Source organism: Thiemannella venezuelensis (assembly GCF_014203605.1).
GTDB classification, from domain to species: Bacteria; Actinomycetota; Actinomycetes; order Streptosporangiales; family Streptosporangiaceae; genus Planomonospora_A; species Planomonospora_A venezuelensis.
This window is the reverse complement of sequence record NZ_JACHJJ010000033.1, coordinates 16,999-34,950: the sequence shown is the minus strand read 5'-3', so window position 1 is coordinate 34,950 and position 17,952 is coordinate 16,999. Positions and strand designations below refer to the sequence as shown.

Sequence of the window (17,952 nt, the reverse complement as noted above, 5' to 3'; positions counted from 1 at the left end):
GGATAGTGGAATCAGCGGAGGGGAGTACCCGCCGCCCGACACCTCGTCCGTCAGCACGGCGCCCGGAGCCCGGGAGCCCGGCGGGGTGGCCCTCCCCGGCGGGGAGGGTGCGGGAAGACCTCCGTCCTCGTACCGGCATGTCCACGGCGAGGGCGAAGGAGATCCTCATGTCGGCCAATCTGATCATCGAGATCCTGCTGGGCGTCCTGCTGACGGTGTCCGCGCTCGTCACCGTCGCCGTCCTGTGGCCGGGGCGGCCGCAGCACCGGTCCCGGCCCCGCACGTCGTCCGCCTCCGTCCGGCGGCCTCCCCGGCACCGCCCCCGGATGACCGGAGGGAGCCATCTGGGCGCGTCCGGCTGACCCCTCCGGCGTCCGGGCCCCCGGCCTTCGGCGCTCCCTCCCCCCGGTTCCCGCCGCGCGGCGGGGCCGGTCACGCGCGGGAGCGGGCGGCCATGACCTCGATGCCGGCGACGAGGAGGTCGACGCCGAACGTGTCGTAGAGGTCGGCGCCGCTCCCCTCCGCGAGGGGGACGGCCATCTCCACGATGTGCGGGTAGAGGTCGGACGGGAGCGACTGGAGGGTCAGCCGCTTGACGCGCAGCCTCTCGGCCGCCGCCTCCTCCGTCAGGCCCCGGCCGTGGCGGTTGAGCGGCCCGGCCGCCAGGGCGATCGCCCCCTGCAGGAGGTACTTGGAGATCAGGCAGCTCTGCTCGTAGGAGAAGCCGGCCTGCTTGGCCAGGCCGAGCGCGGTGTCCCAGACGCGCAGGAAGCTCGGCACCGCCAGATGGTCGACCTCCTCCAGCACCGCCGTCGCGCAGGGATGGCGGCGGAGCACCCTGACCAGGCCCGAGACCAGCTCGTGGAGCTGCTCCCGCCACGGGGCGGCGAAGTCCTCCTGGATCATGAAGCCCTCGACCAGGTGGTCGGCCATGCCGATGGTGAGCTGCTCCTTGTTCTTGAAGTGCCAGTACAGCGCCATCGGCGTGACACCCAGCTCCTGGGCCAGCCGCCGGACGGTCACCGCCGCGAGTCCTTCGGCGTCGCCGATCTCCAGTGCCTGCTCGACGACCGCCTGGCGGGTCAGTTTCCCCATCACGCTTGACAACTATACGCCGTACACGTTCCACTATCCACCGTACATGTACGTCGTACAAGTACGCCGTAGAGGAGTGGAAGTGGTGGACAACCGCAGGTGGTGGGCGCTGGGAGCGATCGCTCTCGGCACCTTCATGACCTATCTCGACAACAACGTCGTCAACGTGGCCCTGCCGACGATCCAGCGGGACCTCGGGCTGGACGTCTCAGGTCTCGAATGGATCGTGAGCGGCTACATCCTGGTCTTCGCCGGGCTGATGCTGGTCGGCGGGCGGCTGGCCGACCTCTTCGGCCGACGGCGGATCTTCCTGATCGGGCTCGGGGTCTTCACCCTCGCCTCGCTGGCCGCCGGGCTCGCCGCCGACGGCACGACGCTGATCGTCACCCGGGCGGTGCAGGGCGTCGGGGCGGCCTTCCTCACCCCCACCGCGCTCGCGCTGATCAGCTCGACCTTCCCCGACCCGAGGGAGCGCGGCACGGCCGTCGGCCTGTGGAGCGCCGTCGGCGCGCTCGCCCTGGCCCTGGGCCCGCTGACCGGCGGGTTCATCAGCGAACGGTGGGACTGGGGCTGGATCTACCTGATCAACGTGCCGATCGGGGCCGTGACCTTCGGCCTGGGGCTCTGGGCGATCCGCCCGGCCGCCCGGGACCGGGTACGGCGCAGCATGGACCTGCCCGGCCTGGCCACCTCCAGCCTGGCGCTGTTCGCCCTGACGTACGGCCTCATCGAGGGCGAGGGCGCCGGCTGGACCTCGCCGGAGATCCTGGGCGCCCTCGGGCTCGCGCTGGCCTCGGCGCTGGCCTTCGTGGCGGTCGAGACGCGGAGCCGGGAACCGATGATCGACCTGTCGCTGTTCCGCTCGCGGGTGTTCAGCGGGGGCACGCTCTCCATGGGCCTGTGGGCGTTCGGCGTGTTCGGGATCTACTTCTTCACCGCGCTGTACCTGCAGAACGCGCTGGGCTTCACCCCCATCGAGGCCGGCGCCGCGTTCGTGCCGATGGCGTTGGTCATGGCGGTCACCGCGGCCGTCGCCCCGCGGATCAGCGGCGCCCTGGGCACCGCGCGGACCGTGGCGGCCGGGCTGCTGCTGATGGCGGTGGCCGTCTTCGGGATCTCGTTCGTCGGCGAGGGCGGCTCGTTCGGCGACCTGCTCCCCTGGTTCCTGGTCTACGGCCTGGGCGGCGGCCTGCTGGTCCCGCTCACCACCGCCATCCTCGGCACCCTCCCCGACGGCCGCGCCGGGGTCGCCTCGGGCGTGCTGAACGTCTCGCGCGAGGTCTTCGGCCTGCTCGGCATCACGCTCCTCGGCGCGATCCTCAACTCCCGCCAGGCCTCACTCGCCGAGGGCGGGGCGGAACCGCTCCCGGCGTTCCTGTCGGCCTACCAGTCCACGCTGGTGCTCGCGGCGGCGATCGTGCTGGCCGGGGTTCCGATCAGCCTGTTCTCGCTGCGGTCCGCACGGACCGGCCCGCCCGCCGAGACGCGGGAGGGCGCCGCCGAGCGCACGGGGGTGCCGGCGTAACCCGGGCCCGCGTCCCGGCCCGGCGCCCCCGCGGGAGCGCCGCCGGGCCGGGACGCGGGCCGTACCGGAGATCAGGAACCGATCTTCTCTCCCCGGGTGTGCCAGGCCACCGCGACCGAGGGCCGGGGCTGGCTGGTGCCGCCGTCGGGCCAGTGGCTGGCCGGGGCCTCGGGCGAGGCCCCGTTGACCTCGCCCGGGTGCTGGACGGCGACGAAGACGCTGCGCTGGTCCTGGGTGACCATCGGGCCGCAGGTCTCCGCGCCGATCGGCACGGTGAGGAACTGGCGGAGATAGCCGCGCTCCCTGCCGGCCACCGGCATGACGAACAGGCCGTCGTTGGAGCCCAGGGCGTTGCCGTCGGTGGAGATCCACAGGTTGCCGTCGCGGTCGAAGGCGACGTTGTCCGGGCAGGAGATCGGCGAGACCTTGGTCTTGTCGAACCCGGCGAAGTAGGTCGAGGCGTCGTTCGGGTCGCCGCAGACCAGCGGGAGGGACCAGGCGAAGGCCGTGGACGCGGCGTCGTTGCGCTGCTCGACGATCTCCAGGACGTGGCCGTGCTTGTTGGCCGGGCGCGGGTTGGCCTCGTCCACCTGGGCCGGGGTCCGGTTGGAGTTGTTGGTCAGCGCCAGGTAGACGCCCCCGGTGACGGGGTTGCGCTCGATGTCCTCGGGGCGGTCCATCTTGGTCGCCCCGACCTTGTCGGCGGCCAGGCGGGTGTGGATGAGCACCTCCGCGGCGGACATGCCGGGCACGTGCGAGACGTTCCCGGTGACCAGCGGGATCCACTCGCCGGAGCCGTCGAACCGCCCGTCGGCGGGGAGCTTCCCGGTGCCGTCGATCTCGGCGGCCGGGCTGTCGCCGGTGAGCCTGGCCACGTACAGCGTGCCCTCGTCCAGCAGGGTGCGGTTGTGGCGGTCGAAGCCGGGGATGTAGCGCTTCTTCGAGACGAACTTGTAGACGTACTCGAAGCGGGAGTCGTCGCCCATGTAGGCCACGACCCGGCCGTCCCTGGCGAGGGTGGTGGTGGCGCCCTCGTGGGCGAGCCGGCCCAGGGCGGTGCGCTTGACCGGGGTGGAGTCGGGGTCGAACGGGTCGATCTCCACGATCCAGCCGAAGCGGTTGGCCTCGTGGGGGTGCCTGGACAGGTCGAAGCGCTCCTCGACCCGGTCGAAGCGGCGGCCGCCCGGGGTGGTCGAGGCCGTGTCGATGCCGTACCGCTTGAGCGCGGCCTTCTCCGCCTCCGGGGCGCCGCTGCCCAGGACGAAGTACTGGTTGAAGTTCTCCTCGCCGCTCAGCACGGTCCCCCACGGGGTGGTGCCGCCGGCGCAGTTGTTGAGCATGCCGAGGACGGTGGTGCCGGTCGGGTCGGCGGCCGTCTTCAGCAGGTCGTGGCCTGCGGCCGGACCGGTGAGCTTCATCGGGGTCTGCGCGGTGATGCGCCGGTTGTAGCGGCGGCGGCCCCGGGTGACCAGCCGCCACTGCCCGGAGCGGCCCACCCGCTCGATCTCGACGACCGAGCCGCCGTGCGCGGCCAGGCCGATCCTGAGCTGCTCCTCGGTCGCGGCGGTCCCGCCGGCGTAGCCGCGGAACATGAGCGCCTCGTCGGAGTACTCGTGGTTGACCCAGAGCAGGCCGCGGTGGCCGCCCATCGGGAAGAAGGTCACGAAGTCGCAGTTGTAGCCGAACTGCTTGGCCTGCGCCTCGGCGGTCTGGTTCTCGAAGTCGAACGCCGGGGCGTCGGGCAGGACCGGGTCGCCCCAGCGCACCACGGCGGCCGACGTGTACCCCTCGGGGACGACGATGCGGTCCTCCCGGTTCGGGGCCACCGCGGCGAAGCGGAGCCCGCCCCGCCCGCCGTGGTTCCCCCGGCCTCCGGACCTGGCCTCCGGGGCGGGCTCGGCCGCGGCGGGCACGGCTCCCGCCACCCCGGCCGCGCCGGCGCCGGCGGCGAGCGCGCCGAGCGCGCCCGCGCGCAGCACGCCGCGGCGGGAGAGGGCCGAGGCGACCACGTCGCCGAAGTAGGCGTTGTCGCTGGTGTTCGAGACGTCGTGGGCGCAGGCGTTGCCGCAGCGGAATTCACAGGTCAGCGCGGAGCGCCCGCTCTTGTGCGGGCTCATGAGCAGCGGGAGCGTTCGGCGCGGCGACGGGTTCGCCACAGGGGCCTCCAAGGTGGTGCACAGATGTTCCGGCCGGGGACGCTACGGAGGCCGGCCGAACCGGAGGTGAACAACGTTTTCCCAGATGATGAACCGTATGTCGCGAATGACCGGTTCCTCGGCCCGCCTGCCTGCGCGGGAGCGGGGGGAACGCGGACCGGTCCCCGGCGGGCCGCCCCGTCCACCGGTACGGCACGGGCGGGCATGATGGGACGGTGCCGCCGTACAAGCCTGACGCCGCCAAGGTCCTCGCCGCTCTGGACGCCCAGCTGACCGCCCTGGACGAACCGCCCCACGACGGCCCCGAGTCCCTCGGCGCGCTGCTGGGGGCGTGCGTCGCGGCGGTCCTGCGGGCGTACGGCCGGGGGCTCGGGCCGGAGCGGGAGGCGGTGCGCTTCGCCGTACGGCACCTGCTGGACCGGCTCGCCGCGTCGGCTCCGGGGCGGACCGTCGAGGTGCGGGTCCCGCCGTACGCGGCGGTGCAGTGCGTGGAGGGGCCCCGGCACACGCGGGGCACCCCGCCGAACGTGATCGAGACGGACGCGCGGACCTGGCTGGAGCTGGCCACCGGGCGGCTGACGTGGGACCGGGCGATGGCGTCCGGGGCCGTGTCCGCGAGCGGCGCCCGGGCCGATCTGGCGGAGTACCTGCCGCTCACGTGAACCCCGTCAGCCCGGGGGCTGGATGTCGATGCCGAACCTCTCCTCGACGCAGCGCTGCTGGAGCTCGCGGGGCAGGTCCAGGCAGCCGCCCACCTTGTTGACGAACCAGGCGAGGAAGACCGCGGCGATGATCAGCGCGAGGGCGCTCAGCAGCAGGCCCACCCAGGCCCGGCCCCGGTTGGAGTCCTTGACCACCGCGACGATGCCGAGCACCACGCCGGCGATCGCCGTCAGCACGCCCGCCCCGCAGGCGAAGAGCAGGACGAGGCTGACGATGCCGAGCACCAGGGCGGCGGTGCCGAGCCTGCCGCCCTGCCCGTGCTGGGACCGGTCGCCCGGGGGCGGCGCCGGGTACCCCGCCGGCCCCGGGTAGGCGGGGCCGGCCGGAACCGGCGGCGCCTGGCCCCCGCCGTAGGGATGCGCTCCGGTGGGCGCTCCTGCCGGGACCCCGGAGGGATGCGCGCCGTACGGGCCGCCGGGCGCGGGCGCGCCGTACGGGCCTGCCTGGGCGGGCGCGCCGGAGGACTCGTACGGACCTCCCCGGCCGGGTGCGCCGTACGGATCACCGGGCGCCCGGTCCGGCGGGAACCACCCGGTGACGGGTTCGGTGGCCTGCGCCGGGACGGCGGCGGAGGCCTCCGGGGTCGGCGGGTCGTAGCGCGAGGGCCGGGAGGCCCCCGGCGGGACGTCCCGGTCGTCCGGCCGCTGCTCGGCGGTGCTCTCCCAGCCCGGATAGGCGGGCGGCGCGGCTCCGGGCACGGAGTGGGCGGGCGGCGAAGCCGCCTGGGACGGCGGGGACGGATCCGCCTGGAGCGGCTGGGGCACCTCCGGTGCTCCCGGCAGGTCCGGGTGAGGAGGCACCGGCTCCCGCGGGGCCGGGCCGGGCGGACCGGGAGGCGTCTCGCCCGGCTCGCCACCGGGACCGCCCGGCGGCGTCCCGCCCGGTCCGGGTCCGGGGCGCCCGGGCGGCGCCTCACCGGGCTCCGAGGGCTCCCGGGCGGGCGGCGGGGCCTCTCCGGGCTTCGAGGGCTCCACGACCGGCGGCGGCGCCTCACCGGGCCCCGAGGGCTCTCCGACGGGCGGGGCCTCCTCCTCGGACCGCCTCCCGGCGGCCGTCGTCTCGCCGGTGCCGGAGGGGCCGGCGGTGTCCCCCGGCCGCGGTACGGGCTCCTCCCCCTCGGACCGCCGGCCCCCCGGTTCCCGCCACGGGCCAGGCTGGGATGGGTCAACAGGTGGGGTCACGTCTGCTCTCCAACGGGTCGATATGCCGGATACCCCACCATCCCCTGGCCTCTGCCAACGAAACGGGGACGCCACGGCAAAACGCCGATGAAGGTTCGGTCAGCGCACCATGACGGAGAGACCCGGCCCCGGGGTACGAGCAGCGCAGAGGCCGACCTACACTGAAGCCGTGCTGAAGGGCGACGGCCAGCTGAGCCATGACCTTGACCCCCACGACCGACCCCCGAAGGACGCCTGTGGCGTCTTCGGCGTATGGGCCCCAGGGGAGGAAGTCTCCAAACTCACCTACTACGGGCTGTACGCGTTGCAGCACCGTGGCCAGGAATCCGCGGGCATCGCGGTGAGCGAGGGAAGCCGCATCCTCGTCTACAAGGACATGGGCCTGGTGGCCCAGGTCTTCGACGAGTCGGTGCTCGGCACCCTCCGCGGCCACCTGGCCATCGGGCACTGCCGCTACTCGACCACCGGGTCGAGCGTCTGGGAGAACGCCCAGCCGACGCTGAGCTCGACCGAGGTCGGCGGGCTCGCGCTCGCCCACAACGGCAACCTGATCAACACCCGGGAGCTGGCCCGGCGCCTCGCGCCCGGCGCCACCCGGGCGACCACCGACACCGAGGTGCTGACGTCGCTGCTGGCACAGGACCGCAGCCAGCCCATCGACGACGCGGCCGCCGAACTCCTCCCCCAGGTCAAGGGCGCCTACTCGCTCGTCTTCATGGACGAGAAGACGCTGTACGCCGCCCGCGACCCGCAGGGCATCCGCCCGCTGGTCCTCGGCCGCCTGGAGCGCGGCTGGGCGGTCGCCTCCGAGACCGCCGCCCTGGACATCGTGGGCGCCGCCTTCGTCCGGGAGATCGAGCCGGGCGAGCTGATCACCATCGACGAGCGCGGCGTGCGGTCCCGCAGGTTCGCGCTGGCCGAGCCCAAGGGCTGCCTGTTCGAGTACGTCTACCTGGCCCGGCCGGACACCACGATCGCCGGGCGCAGCGTGCAGTCCACCCGCGTCGAGGTCGGCCGCGTGCTGGCCCGCGAGCACCCGGTGGAGGCCGACCTGGTCATCCCCACCCCGGAGTCGGGCACCCCGGCCGCCGTCGGCTACGCCGAGGCGAGCGGGATCCCGTACGGCCAGGGCCTGGTGAAGAACTCCTACGTCGGCCGGACCTTCATCCAGCCGTCCCAGACCATCCGCCAGCTCGGCATCCGGCTCAAGCTGAATCCGCTGAAGGAGGTCGTCGCCGGCAAGCGCCTGGTCGTCGTGGACGACTCGATCGTGCGGGGCAACACCCAGCGGGCGATCGTCAGGATGCTGCGCGAGGCGGGCGCGCGCGAGGTCCACGTCCGGATCTCCTCGCCCCCGGTCGCCTGGCCGTGCTTCTACGGCATCGACTTCGCCACCCGGGCCGAGCTGATCGCGGGCTCGCTCAGCGTGGAGGAGATCCGCGACTCCCTGGGCGCCGACTCGCTCGGGTACATCTCGCAGGAGGGCCTGGTCGAGGCCACCACGATCCCCTCGGAGCGGCTCTGCCGGGCCTGCTTCGACGGCGAGTACCCCATCGCCGTCGACCGCGACAACGTGGGCAAGTACGTCCTGGAGGCCAAGACGTGAGCGAGCGGAGCGAGCGAGCCGATCGGCACAGCACCCGAGGTCATGCGACCGACGAAGGAGGTCGTATGACCAGTTACGCCGCCGCGGGCGTGGACATCGACGCGGGCGAGCGCGCCGTCGAGCTGATGAAGTCGAAGGTCGCCCGGTCCCGGCGGCCCGAGGTCGTCGACGACGCCAGCGGGTTCGCCGGCCTGTTCGACGCCTCGGCGCTGCTGGCCTACCGGCGTCCGCTGCTGACCACCTCGACCGACGGCGTCGGGACCAAGGTCATGCTCGCCCAGAAGCTCGGCAGGCACGACACGATCGGCATCGACCTGGTCGGCATGGTCGTGGACGACCTGGTGGTCTGCGGCGCCGAGCCGCTGTTCATGACCGACTACATCGCCTGCGGCAAGGTCGTCCCGGAGCGGATCGCCGAGATCGTCGGCGGGGTCGCCGAGGGCTGCCGCCTGGCGGGCGCCGCGCTCATCGGCGGGGAGACGGCCGAGCACCCGGGCGCCATGGACGCCGACGAGTACGACCTGGCGGGCGCGGCCACCGGCGTGGTCGAGGCCGACGCCATGCTCGGCCGGGACCGGGTCCGCGAGGGCGACGTGGTGCTGGCGCTGGCCTCCTCCGGCGTGCACTCCAACGGCTACTCGCTGGTCAGGCACATCATCAAGCTCGCCGGGCTCTCGCTGGAGCAGGAGGTCCCCGAGTTCGGCCGGACGCTCGGCGAGGAGCTGCTGGAGCCGACCAGGATCTACTCCCTGGACTGCCTGGAGCTGGCGCGCTCGGTCGAGGTGCACGCCTACGCGCACATCACCGGCGGCGGCCTGGAGGGCAACCTGTCCCGCTCGCTCCCGCCCACGCTGGACGCGCTGCTGGACCGCTCGTCCTGGACCCCGCCCGCCGTCTTCGAGGTGCTCGCCCGGCACGGCGGGGTCGCGCAGGCCGACATGGACCGCACCTTCAATCTGGGCGTGGGCATGGCGGCGGTCGTCCCCGCGGACGCGGTCGACCCGGCGCTGGCCCTGCTCAGGGAGCGGAACCTGCCGGCCTGGGTGCTGGGCGAGGTCGTCGCCGGTACCGGCCGGGCCCGCTACCGGTAGGACCGGCCCTCCGCCTCCCCGGCGGCGGCACCCCGCCGCCGGGGAGGCGGAGACGCGCACCGGACCCCGGGCGGGGCGGCGCCCGCCGGGAAGAGTGGCGCATACGGATAGGACACCCGGGGGCTTTCCGCCCCCGGGTGTCCTGTTTCACGTCGAATCTGAGACCGGCCTAGCGACGGCCGGGCGGGCCCTCGTCCCGGTCCTCGTCGGAGCCGAAGTCGTCGGCGTAATCGGCATAGCGATCCGCCAGCTCGTCGTAGGAGTCGTCGGCGTCGTCCTTGTGGTTGGAGTCATCCCTGACTCCGAGCTCATCACGAAGACGCTCAAGATCAGTGCCACCGCTGTTGTACTTCAGCTGGCGAGCAACCTTGACCTGCTTGGCCTTTGCTCGGCCGCGCCCCATTGGCTCGACCCCCTCGTGTGGGGTCGCTTTGACCCCTCGTCGCTAACGCACCACGCACTGACGCAACCTGACTAGCGCGTCAGTTCTCGTTCGACTACAACCGTACCTGTTTTGCGCCCGGCTCGGTACGCCGTATGGGCGTGCGGGGCTAGTCACCCAGCCAAATGCCCCTAATTCGCCCGACTTCCGACATTCTGCGCTCGGCTAGCCTATCCGCTGCGACCGCCGGAGGGACGCCATCCTCCGCCGCCGTGGCGAAAATCTTGAGAGTCGTGGCGTAGATCTTGGCGGCCTTTGCCCTGGCCCGCTCCATGTCGAAGCCCTGGATCTCGTCGGCGACCTGGATCACGCCCCCGGAGTTGACCACGTAGTCGGGCGCGTACAGGATGCCGCGGTCGGCGAGCTGCTTCTCCACCCCCGGATGGGCGAGCTGGTTGTTGGCCCCGCCGCAGACGATCGCGGCCCGCAGCCGGGCGACCGTCCCGTCGTCCAGCGCCCCGCCGAGGGCGCACGGCGCGTAGACGTCGATCTCCGCCGCGGTGAGCTCGGCCTGATCGGCGACGACCTCCACCCCGGGGTGGCGCCGCCGTACGCGCTCGACCGCCTGCTCGCTGACGTCGCAGACCACGACCTCGGCGCCGTCCTCGACGAGGTGCTCGACCAGCCGGTGGCCCACCTTGCCCACGCCCTCGACGCCGACCCTCCTGCCGCGCAGCGACGGCGTGCCGTAGACGTGCTCGGCCGCGGCCCTCATGCCCTGGAAGACCCCGAAGGCGGTCAGGATCGAGGAGTCCCCGGCGCCGCCCTGGGCGAGGGTCCTGCCGGTCACGTAGGAGGTCTCACGGGCGACGACGTCCATGTCCTCGCTGTAGGTGCCGACGTCGCACGCGGTGATGTACCTGCCGCCGAGGGACTGGATGAACCGGCCGTAGGCCCGGAGCATCGCCTCGTTCTTGTCCTTCGCCGGGTCGCCGATGATGACGGCCTTGCCGCCGCCGAGGTCGAGGCCGGCCAGGGCGTTCTTGTAGGCCATCGCCCGCGAGAGGTTGAGCACGTCCGCCAGGGCGGCCTGCTCGCTCTCGTAGGGGTAGAACCTGGTGCCGCCGAGGCCGGGGCCGAGGGCGGTGTTGTGGATCGCGATGATCGCGTGGAGGCCGCTGCGCTCGTCGGAGCAGAAGATGACCTGCTCGTGCCCGGCCTGACCGTTCGCTGGGCCGCTGTCCTTGTGGGAGAGCCCGAAGACGTCCGTCACGGTGGTGACTCCTGGTCGTCAGGTCCGCCGCGCCGTCGCGGCGGAGATCACTCTCAGGGTAGCCACAACCCACCGGTGCGGAGGAGGGGTAATCTCCCTTCTCACCTGCCGGGACATAACACCGTACCCGCCCGGGCGCGGACCGCCGCCCTCTCCGGTCCCGGCGTACGGCGGTGCGGGAGACAGGGCCGATACCGGACAGGGAGGGGCTCTTCGTGGCACGATTCGTGCGTGCTGCCCTATGCCGCGTACCTCCGCGTCTATGAGCCCCTGGCCGCGTTCAGCCCCTCGGAGCGCGCCTCGTGGGAGTCCTACGCCGAAGCGCGCGACCGGCCCCGGCGGGCGGGCGCGCTCCACGCCGAGCACGGGGAGGCGGTCGCACGGCTGCTGGGGGTGCCTCCGGCTCCCGCCCCCGCGCACGAGAGCCCCAACGCCTATCTCAGGCGCGTGGAGAACGTGCTCTACGTCTGCCCCTGGCAGAGCAGGCTCCGCTCGTGGCTGGCCTTCTCCCGCTTCCGGGGCACGACCCCCGCCAGGCTGGTGGAGCGGTTCGTGCCGACCTCCATCGCCGAGCAGACCGCCGACGACTTCGACCGGTTCAAGCGGCGCAGCGGCTCGGCCGGCCTGCGCACCCACATCCGCACCTCGACCTGGCACGTCCCGGCGTCCTGGTTCGTCCCCTTCGACGGCAACGAGCGCTGGCTCGTCCTGCACGGCGACCGGACCTCCTCGGGCGCGACCACGACCCGCAACCTCATCTACGTCACCTCGATGGGCCACGCCCGGCGGCGCACCGCCCGCGCGCTGCAGATCATCCGCCGCCAGGTGGGCGACGCGGGGGTGGCCGGCGAGGTCGAGGACGTCGCCCGGTGGCTGGAGGAGTTCCACCCCCACTCGCTGGTCGAGCTCGACTACGGCGGCATCGTCCATCTCATGGACGACGAGAAGCTCCAGGCCGACCAGTCCGTGGCGGAGCTGGCGGCGGCGCTGACGGGTCTGGAGACGGGCCAGGAAGAGCTCGCGTTCGCCATGTATCAGCGGGTGATCCTCCGCTGGAGGTCAATACAACTTCTCGAATCAGCAAACTGAGTCGCATATCACCCCTCTGACCTGCATAAGTGGGGCTGTCAACGTCCGGTGGAGCATCTGCGAACTGAGTAGTTTGCCGTTTTCACTGCGATACCACGAAACGTGTCGCTAGAATCACCGAGCGTGACTACAGCGGGTACACAAGAGAGATGAGTCGCATAAAGGCTCGCCAATCGCTCTTCGTAGCTGTATGGTCACATCGGGTGATGCCGCATATGGTCCGAACAGCCGCACGCAAGGGGCCATAGAAGGACATCCGTGACAAGCGTCAAGTCGCAGGATCGCTGTCGCCGGTCCACACGGAGGAGAGGCCGCACAAATGTCAGCTCGTACACCCGAGGCCGAGCCGTTGCTCACCCCGGCCGAGGTCGCAACCATGTTCCGCGTCGACCCCAAGACCGTCACCCGGTGGGCGAAGGCCGGCAAGTTGACGTCCATCCGCACGCTGGGCGGGCACCGCCGTTACCGGGAGACCGAGGTTCGCGCGCTGCTCGCGGGGATTCCGCAGCAGCGCTCCGAGTGAGCCGGGATCGGCACGCCGATCCCCGGGGGAAGCACGTGCGTGCTCCACGCGAGCGCGTAGGCCGGACGACTTGTGTGGGAAGCGGCGCCGCCCGCCCGGCGCCGCCCCACCTGGTTCCCGTGCAGTTCCGGCGCGGCTACAGCAGCTGGTCGCGGACGAGGTCCTCGAGAAGGCTCTCGACCTGCGGGTCGTGGTTCGCGGCCACGCCGAGCAGCGCCACCATGTGATCGACCAGCATGCGCTCCAGCACGGGCCGCTCGATGTCGCGGTGCTCCAGCCAGTCGAGGCCCGCCGTCTCGACGGAGGCGATCCACGACCGCAGGGTGATGCGCAGGCAGGGACCGGGTTCCTCGACCCTCATCTGCTTGGTGATGAGGTTGAACAGACGGTGCCGGACGCTGTCGACGATCTCCCCGATCTCGCCGCTCCGGTTGGCCGGTCCTCCCCTGAGCAGCGCGGCGAATCCCGCCGCGTGCTCCTCGACGAAGTCGAAGTAGCGGCCCAGCCCGAGGGCCAGCTCGTCCAGCGGGCGGCCGTTGCCCTGCGGGCGCAGCCTCGCCTCCAGCTGGCTCGCGGCGCTCCTCAGCGCGGCGACGTAGAGCTCCTGCTTGCCGCCGAAATAGTGGTAGACCAGCGCGCGCGACGCCCCGGCCGCCGAGGCGACGTCGTCGATGGAGACGTCCTCCGCGTCGTGCTTGCTGAACAGCTCCAGCGCGGCCGCCATGAGTTCCTCACGACGCCGGTCCACGCTGAGCCTGCGCCGCGCCGGCCGCGCGTCGCCCGCCGCAGGCTTCTCCTGCTTGGCGGCCCCGGATGTCGAACCCACACCTCGCACACTATCGGAGTCGGTGCCCAATAGCGCCGATGTCAAGATCTGGAACGTGCGCGTCAAGACCGGGGACCCGCCTGCCGGGATCCGCGGTTCGTTCCAAACAAAGCCGTACCCCATTCGGAACTCGATCGTTTTGAGTGAGAGGGCATCCAGACACCCGCACAGGTGCCCACCCACCATTCCCCGGGGGAGAGGCCATGTCAGGACCGCCGGTCAAGACCACCACCGCCGCCCGAGCCCGCGAGCTCGCCGTCACCGTCCCACCGGACGGATCCGGGCCGCGCCCGCGGCCCACGATCCGCAACGTCGCCGAGCGAGCAGGCGTCTCCAAATCGCTGGTCTCGCTCGTCCTGCGCGGATCACCGCACGTCAGCGAGCACCGCAGGCAGGCGGTGCTGGAGGCGGCCAGAGACCTCGGCTACCGGCCCAACGCGGTCGCGCGCAGCCTGGTCGAGGGCCGCACCCACCTGGTCGGGGCGCTCGTCGCCGACCTGCACAACCCCTTCTACGCCGAGTTCCTGGACGGCCTGCAGGAGAGCCTGCACGGCGACGGGCTCAGGCTGCTCATCGGCAACAGCCAGTGGACCCCCGCCTTCGAGGACGAGGCGGTCGAGGCGTTCCTGGAGCTCCGGGTGGACGGGCTCGTCCTGCTCGGCATCCCGCCCACCAGCGAGACGCTGATCGAGGCGACCGGGTACACCCCGACCGTCGTCGTGGGTGAACGCGACATCGACGGCACGCTGCTGGGCGGGGTGGACATCGTCGCCGACGACGACGAGCTCGGCTCCCGCCTGGCCGTCGACCACCTCGTGGAGCTCGGCCACCGCAGGATCGCGCACATCGAGGGCGCCTGCTCCTCCTCCGGCAGGTTCCGGTGCGAGGGCTACCTGGTCGCGATGCGCAGGCACGCGCTGGCGCCGTACATCACGGTCGAGCAGGGCGAGGCGACCGAGGAGGGCGGCGCGAGGGCGGCGCGGAGCCTGCTGACCCGCGACCCCCGGCCCACCGCGATCTTCGCCGTCAACGACCGGGTCGCCATGGGCGTGCTCTCCGCCGCGGCCGAGCTCGGCCTGCGGGTGCCCGAGGACCTGTCGGTGGTCGGCTACGACAACTCCCGGCCGTCGGGGACCGCCCCGGTCTCACTGACCACCGTCGACCAGCCCCGCCGGGCCATGGGCCGCTCCGCCGCGGCTCTGCTCAGCGACCGGATCGGCGAGCCGGGCAAGGCCTCCCGGCTGCACCAGGTGACCCCCCGGCTCGTCGTACGGCGCAGCAGCGGTCCCGCCGGAACGTAAACGGCCCGCCTGGAGCGTTACACCGTTTCCAGGCGGGCGCCAAGGCTCGGGCAAAGCCCCTCGGTCGAGGTGGAAGGCTTGGGCAAAGCCCCTCGGTCGCGGCGGGTCACCGGTGTTGACTCTGCTCGTGATAAGGGGGTAACTATGCGTGATCCAGAACTGGTTTCATGCGCTCAGCGCGCCGCCTCGGAGCTGGAGCGGGCGTGGGCGCAGTGGCGCACCTTCCGTGGCCGGGGCGAGGAGGTCGCGGCCGAATCCGTGGCCAGCTACGTGGCCCACTCGATCGACCACCCGTGGGGGCGCCCCCGCGTGGTCCTCGGCGTGGACGCCGAGGACGCCCGGGAACTGGCCGCGCTCCTGCAGCGGCAGGACATCGGGGAACACGTCTGGTGACCTGACCCCGGGGCCGCCGCCGGACGCGTAGATTGGGGGGCCGACGGTTACCACGGGGGGATTTCGACGTGACTGGCAGAGCGTTCGCGGCGGCACTCGTCCTGTGTGGCCTGGCCGCCGCGGCCTGCGGAGGCTCCCCGGAGGACGTCGGCGCGGGCCCGGACCGGACGGCCGGGCCCGGCACCGGCCCGGCGGCGACCGCCGCCGAGAGCTCGCCGGGGGCCGGGGAGTCCCCGGCCCCGGGCGCCGCGGAGGGCTCCCCCGGGACCACCACCCCGGCCGGCCCTTCCACGGCCACCGCCTCGGGCACCGCCTCGGGCACCGCCGAGGCCCCCGCGCCGGGGGGCGAGGCCGCCGGGGCCAAGCCCCTCCAGGGCAAGGTCGTGGTCATCGACCCGGGGCACAACGAGCGCAACCACCGGCACACCGCGGAGATCAACAGGCAGGTCGACGTCCTGACCCAGAAGAAGGCCTGCGACACCACGGGCACGGCCACCGCGAGCGGCTACAGCGAGGCCGCGTTCGCCTGGGACGTGTCCCTGCGCATGAAGAGGATCCTCGAGGCAAGGGGCGCGCAGGTGCGGCTGACCCGCAGCGCGGACACGCCGTACGGCCCGTGCATCACCGAGCGCGCGGCGATCGGCAACCGGCCGCCCCGGGCGGACGCGGCGATCTCGGTGCACGCCGACGGCTCGGCCACCGGGAACCACGGCTTCCACGTGATCATGCCGAAGAAGATCAGCAGCCAGACCAGCCGCATGGTGGCCGAGTCCGAGAAACTCGGCAGGGCCGTGCGGGACTCCTTCCGCAGGGGCACCGGCCTGCCGTACTCCACCTACATCGGCGACCGGGCGCTGAACTTCCGCAACGACCTGGGCGGGCTGAACCTCTCCACGGTCCCCAAGGTCTTCATCGAGTGCGGGAACATGAAGAACCCCGCCGAGGCGGCGAAGTTCCAGGACGCGGGCTTCCGCAAGCGGATCGCGACCGCCCTGGCCAACGGGATCCAGAGCTACCTGAGGTGAACCGGTGCGCCGGGGGCGTCCCGGCGCGGGATTCCGGCGGCGGTTCCGGTATGCACAACACTTGGCCGCCCCCTCTGGGGTTTCCGGGATGATTTGGGATGATTTGGTGATGAACGACCTTCTCCCCCGCCCCCAGTCCGTCGTCTCCACCGGATCCGGATCCTTCGACCTCTCTCCCGGCGACACGGTCTCCGGCCCCGCCGGGCTGGTGCGGGCCGTACGGCAGGCGCTCGCCGCACTCGACCTGCGGCCCGTGGAGGCCGCGACCGCCGCGGTGGCGGTCGAGGCCGACGCCTCGCTGGGCGCGGAGGCCTACCGGCTGGAGGTGACCGCCGGGGGCGTGCGGATCGCGGCGGCGGACGCCTCCGGCGCGTTCTACGCCGGGCAGACGCTCCGGCAGCTCCTGCCCGACGCGGCGTTCCGGAGCGTCCCGGCCGGCGGGAGCGTCCCGCAGGTGCGGGTGGAGGACGCGCCGCGCTTCTCCTGGCGCGGGGCGCACCTGGACGTGGCCCGGCACTTCCTGCCCAAGCGGGAGGTGCTGCGGATGATCGACCTCATGGCGGCGCACAAGCTGAACCGCCTCCACCTGCACCTGGTGGACGACCAGGGCTGGCGGTTCGAGAGCCGGGCCTACCCCCGGCTGCACGAGGTCGCCTCGCACCGGCCGCAGACGATCACCAGCTACTACCGGGAGGAGCCGGCCTACGACGGCGTCCCGCACGGCGGCTACTACACGCTGGACGACCTGGCGGAGATCGCCGCCTACGGCAGGGCGCGGGCCGTGACGATCGTGCCGGAGATCGACGTGCCCGGCCACGCCTCGGCCGTCCTCGCCGCCTACCCCGAGTTCGACGCGCGGGCGACCGGCGGACGGGAGCCGGAGCCGTTCGGGGTGCTGGAGCGGTGGGGCATCTCCCCGGCGATCCTCTCCCCGCTCCCGCCGACGGTGGAGTTCCTGACCGTCGTGCTCGACGAGCTGCTCGGCGCGCTGGGCGAGACGCCGTACGTGCACCTCGGCGGGGACGAGTGCGTGCTCGACGACTGGGCCGCCTCGCCGGAGATCACCGCCTTCCAGGCCGAGCTGGGGCTGTCGGGCCTGTCCGAGGTGCACGCGTGGTTCCTGCGGCGGCTCGCGGACGTGCTGGCCGAGCGGGGCAGCCGGGCGGTCGTCTGGGACGAGGCGTTCGTCAGCGGCATGCTCAGGCCCGACACGATCGTGATGCCCTGGCGCGGGGCGGGCGTGGCCCGGCGTGCCGCCGGGGCCGGGCACGACGTGGTGCAGACCCCGATCTTCCCGCTCTACTTCGACTACGCGGAGGCGTCCTCCGAGCAGGAGCCGGTCGCGATCGGGGACGCGATCACGCTGGCCGACGTGGCGGGATTCGAGCCGGTGCCCGGGGTGTGGACGGAGGAGGAGGGCGGGCGCGTGCTGGGCGCGCAGTTCCAGCTCTGGAGCGAGCGCCTGCCCGACGGCCGGGCCGTCGACTACCGGGCCTGGCCGCGCGGGTGCGCGCTGGCGGAGGTCGCCTGGTCGGGCTCGGCCGACGACTCGTTCCCCGTACGGCTGGAGCGGCATCTGGGGCGGCTGGACGCGCTGGGCGTGGAGTACCGCCCGCCGGCCGGGCCGCGGCCCTGGCAGCGCGGCGGGACCGGCCGGCGCCGCCACCGGCCGGGGGTCATCAGGGTGGACGAGGCCATGAAGCACGTGGAGGAACTGGCCCTCACGGCCGACTCCACCCGTCCCAGCCTCTGACCGCGGGCGG

The 17,952-nt window shown here is 72.7% G+C and carries 17 protein-coding genes; 11 read left to right on the top strand and 6 right to left on the bottom strand.

Going from position 1 to position 17,952, the window contains the following annotated elements; translation table 11 throughout:
• The first annotated feature begins 167 nt into the window (after nucleotides 1-167).
• Nucleotides 168-362, top strand: coding sequence for a hypothetical protein (locus FHS22_RS33355; RefSeq protein ID WP_184948181.1), 195 nt, complete (start codon nucleotides 168-170; stop codon nucleotides 360-362).
• Nucleotides 363-432: 70 nt separating this feature from the next.
• On the opposite strand, the gene FHS22_RS33350 is transcribed toward FHS22_RS33355, so the two are convergent.
• Nucleotides 433-1,095: a TetR/AcrR family transcriptional regulator gene (locus tag FHS22_RS33350; protein ID WP_260408546.1), complete on the bottom strand. Its 663-nt coding sequence runs from the start codon at nucleotides 1,093-1,095 to the stop codon at nucleotides 433-435.
• Nucleotides 1,096-1,180: 85 nt separating this feature from the next.
• Here FHS22_RS33350 and FHS22_RS33345 point away from each other — a divergent pair, with 85 nt between their 5' ends.
• Nucleotides 1,181-2,620 carry an MFS transporter gene (locus tag FHS22_RS33345; RefSeq protein ID WP_338048055.1) on the top strand — a complete coding sequence of 480 codons (1,440 nt, stop codon included), beginning with the start codon at nucleotides 1,181-1,183 and terminating at the stop codon, nucleotides 2,618-2,620.
• A gap of 71 nt (nucleotides 2,621-2,691) precedes the next feature.
• Here the strand turns inward: FHS22_RS33345 and FHS22_RS33340 are convergent, their stop codons facing one another.
• The gene (locus tag FHS22_RS33340) at nucleotides 2,692-4,776 is read right to left on the bottom strand and encodes a PhoX family protein (RefSeq protein ID WP_377297435.1); all 2,085 of its coding nucleotides are present in this window, start codon (nucleotides 4,774-4,776) and stop codon (nucleotides 2,692-2,694) included.
• Between the two features lie 215 nt (nucleotides 4,777-4,991).
• Between FHS22_RS33340 and FHS22_RS33335 the strand changes: the two genes are divergently transcribed.
• Nucleotides 4,992-5,438 (top strand): sterol carrier family protein, encoded by a 447-nt coding sequence (locus FHS22_RS33335; RefSeq protein ID WP_184948178.1) that lies wholly within the window; start codon nucleotides 4,992-4,994, stop codon nucleotides 5,436-5,438.
• 6 nt (nucleotides 5,439-5,444) lie between these two features.
• On the opposite strand, the gene FHS22_RS33330 is transcribed toward FHS22_RS33335, so the two are convergent.
• Entirely contained in the window at nucleotides 5,445-6,263 is an 819-nt protein-coding gene (locus FHS22_RS33330) for a DUF4190 domain-containing protein (RefSeq protein WP_184948177.1), read from the bottom strand.
• 586 nt (nucleotides 6,264-6,849) lie between these two features.
• Between FHS22_RS33330 and purF the strand changes: the two genes are divergently transcribed.
• Nucleotides 6,850-8,286 carry an amidophosphoribosyltransferase gene (purF, locus tag FHS22_RS33325; RefSeq protein ID WP_184948176.1) on the top strand — a complete coding sequence of 479 codons (1,437 nt, stop codon included), beginning with the start codon at nucleotides 6,850-6,852 and terminating at the stop codon, nucleotides 8,284-8,286.
• A gap of 65 nt (nucleotides 8,287-8,351) precedes the next feature.
• Complete coding sequence (purM, locus tag FHS22_RS33320; protein ID WP_184948175.1) at nucleotides 8,352-9,377, top strand: phosphoribosylformylglycinamidine cyclo-ligase; 1,026 nt, start codon at nucleotides 8,352-8,354, stop codon at nucleotides 9,375-9,377.
• 169 nt (nucleotides 9,378-9,546) lie between these two features.
• Here purM and FHS22_RS33315 read toward each other — a convergent pair whose 3' ends face one another.
• Nucleotides 9,547-9,780 (bottom strand): DUF3073 domain-containing protein, encoded by a 234-nt coding sequence (locus tag FHS22_RS33315; RefSeq protein WP_184948174.1) that lies wholly within the window; start codon nucleotides 9,778-9,780, stop codon nucleotides 9,547-9,549.
• 148 nt (nucleotides 9,781-9,928) lie between these two features.
• Complete coding sequence (locus FHS22_RS33310) at nucleotides 9,929-11,032, bottom strand: Glu/Leu/Phe/Val family dehydrogenase (protein ID WP_184948173.1); 1,104 nt, start codon at nucleotides 11,030-11,032, stop codon at nucleotides 9,929-9,931.
• Nucleotides 11,033-11,263: 231 nt separating this feature from the next.
• Between FHS22_RS33310 and FHS22_RS33305 the strand changes: the two genes are divergently transcribed.
• Nucleotides 11,264-12,121, top strand: a complete 858-nt coding sequence (locus FHS22_RS33305) for a DUF8083 family protein (protein WP_184948172.1) — start codon at nucleotides 11,264-11,266, stop codon at nucleotides 12,119-12,121.
• A 319-nt stretch (nucleotides 12,122-12,440) separates the two neighbouring features.
• Nucleotides 12,441-12,644, top strand: a complete 204-nt coding sequence (bldC, locus tag FHS22_RS33300; RefSeq protein ID WP_013133571.1) for a developmental transcriptional regulator BldC — start codon at nucleotides 12,441-12,443, stop codon at nucleotides 12,642-12,644.
• A gap of 136 nt (nucleotides 12,645-12,780) precedes the next feature.
• Here bldC and FHS22_RS33295 read toward each other — a convergent pair whose 3' ends face one another.
• On the bottom strand, nucleotides 12,781-13,470 hold the full coding sequence (locus FHS22_RS33295) for a TetR/AcrR family transcriptional regulator (RefSeq protein WP_338048054.1): 690 nt from the start codon (nucleotides 13,468-13,470) through the stop codon (nucleotides 12,781-12,783).
• Between the two features lie 203 nt (nucleotides 13,471-13,673).
• Here FHS22_RS33295 and FHS22_RS33290 point away from each other — a divergent pair, with 203 nt between their 5' ends.
• The 4 genes from FHS22_RS33290 to FHS22_RS33275 all read left to right on the top strand — a co-directional run bounded on the left by FHS22_RS33290 (nucleotide 13,674) and on the right by FHS22_RS33275 (nucleotide 17,942).
• Nucleotides 13,674-14,771 (top strand): LacI family DNA-binding transcriptional regulator, encoded by a 1,098-nt coding sequence (locus tag FHS22_RS33290; protein ID WP_184948171.1) that lies wholly within the window; start codon nucleotides 13,674-13,676, stop codon nucleotides 14,769-14,771.
• 144 nt (nucleotides 14,772-14,915) lie between these two features.
• The gene (locus FHS22_RS33285; protein ID WP_184948170.1) at nucleotides 14,916-15,164 is read left to right on the top strand and encodes a hypothetical protein; all 249 of its coding nucleotides are present in this window, start codon (nucleotides 14,916-14,918) and stop codon (nucleotides 15,162-15,164) included.
• A 68-nt stretch (nucleotides 15,165-15,232) separates the two neighbouring features.
• Nucleotides 15,233-16,189, top strand: a complete 957-nt coding sequence (locus FHS22_RS33280; RefSeq protein ID WP_338048053.1) for an N-acetylmuramoyl-L-alanine amidase — start codon at nucleotides 15,233-15,235, stop codon at nucleotides 16,187-16,189.
• A gap of 109 nt (nucleotides 16,190-16,298) precedes the next feature.
• Entirely contained in the window at nucleotides 16,299-17,942 is a 1,644-nt protein-coding gene (locus FHS22_RS33275) for a beta-N-acetylhexosaminidase (protein WP_184948168.1), read from the top strand.
• Nucleotides 17,943-17,952 lie beyond the last annotated feature (10 nt).

Excerpts from the sequence above, each read along its gene's own strand:
- FHS22_RS33355 (WP_184948181.1), top strand. The coding sequence starts at position 168 with ATGTCGGCCAATCTGATCATCGAGATCCTGCTGGGCGTCCTGCTGACG.
- FHS22_RS33350 (WP_260408546.1), bottom strand. The coding sequence starts at position 1,095 with ATGGGGAAACTGACCCGCCAGGCGGTCGTCGAGCAGGCACTGGAGATC.
- purM (WP_184948175.1), top strand. The coding sequence starts at position 8,352 with ATGACCAGTTACGCCGCCGCGGGCGTGGACATCGACGCGGGCGAGCGC.
- FHS22_RS33315 (WP_184948174.1), bottom strand. The coding sequence starts at position 9,780 with ATGGGGCGCGGCCGAGCAAAGGCCAAGCAGGTCAAGGTTGCTCGCCAG.
- bldC (WP_013133571.1), top strand. The coding sequence starts at position 12,441 with ATGTCAGCTCGTACACCCGAGGCCGAGCCGTTGCTCACCCCGGCCGAG.
- FHS22_RS33290 (WP_184948171.1), top strand. The coding sequence starts at position 13,674 with ATGTCAGGACCGCCGGTCAAGACCACCACCGCCGCCCGAGCCCGCGAG.
- FHS22_RS33285 (WP_184948170.1), top strand. The coding sequence starts at position 14,916 with ATGCGTGATCCAGAACTGGTTTCATGCGCTCAGCGCGCCGCCTCGGAG.
- FHS22_RS33275 (WP_184948168.1), top strand. The coding sequence starts at position 16,299 with ATGAACGACCTTCTCCCCCGCCCCCAGTCCGTCGTCTCCACCGGATCC.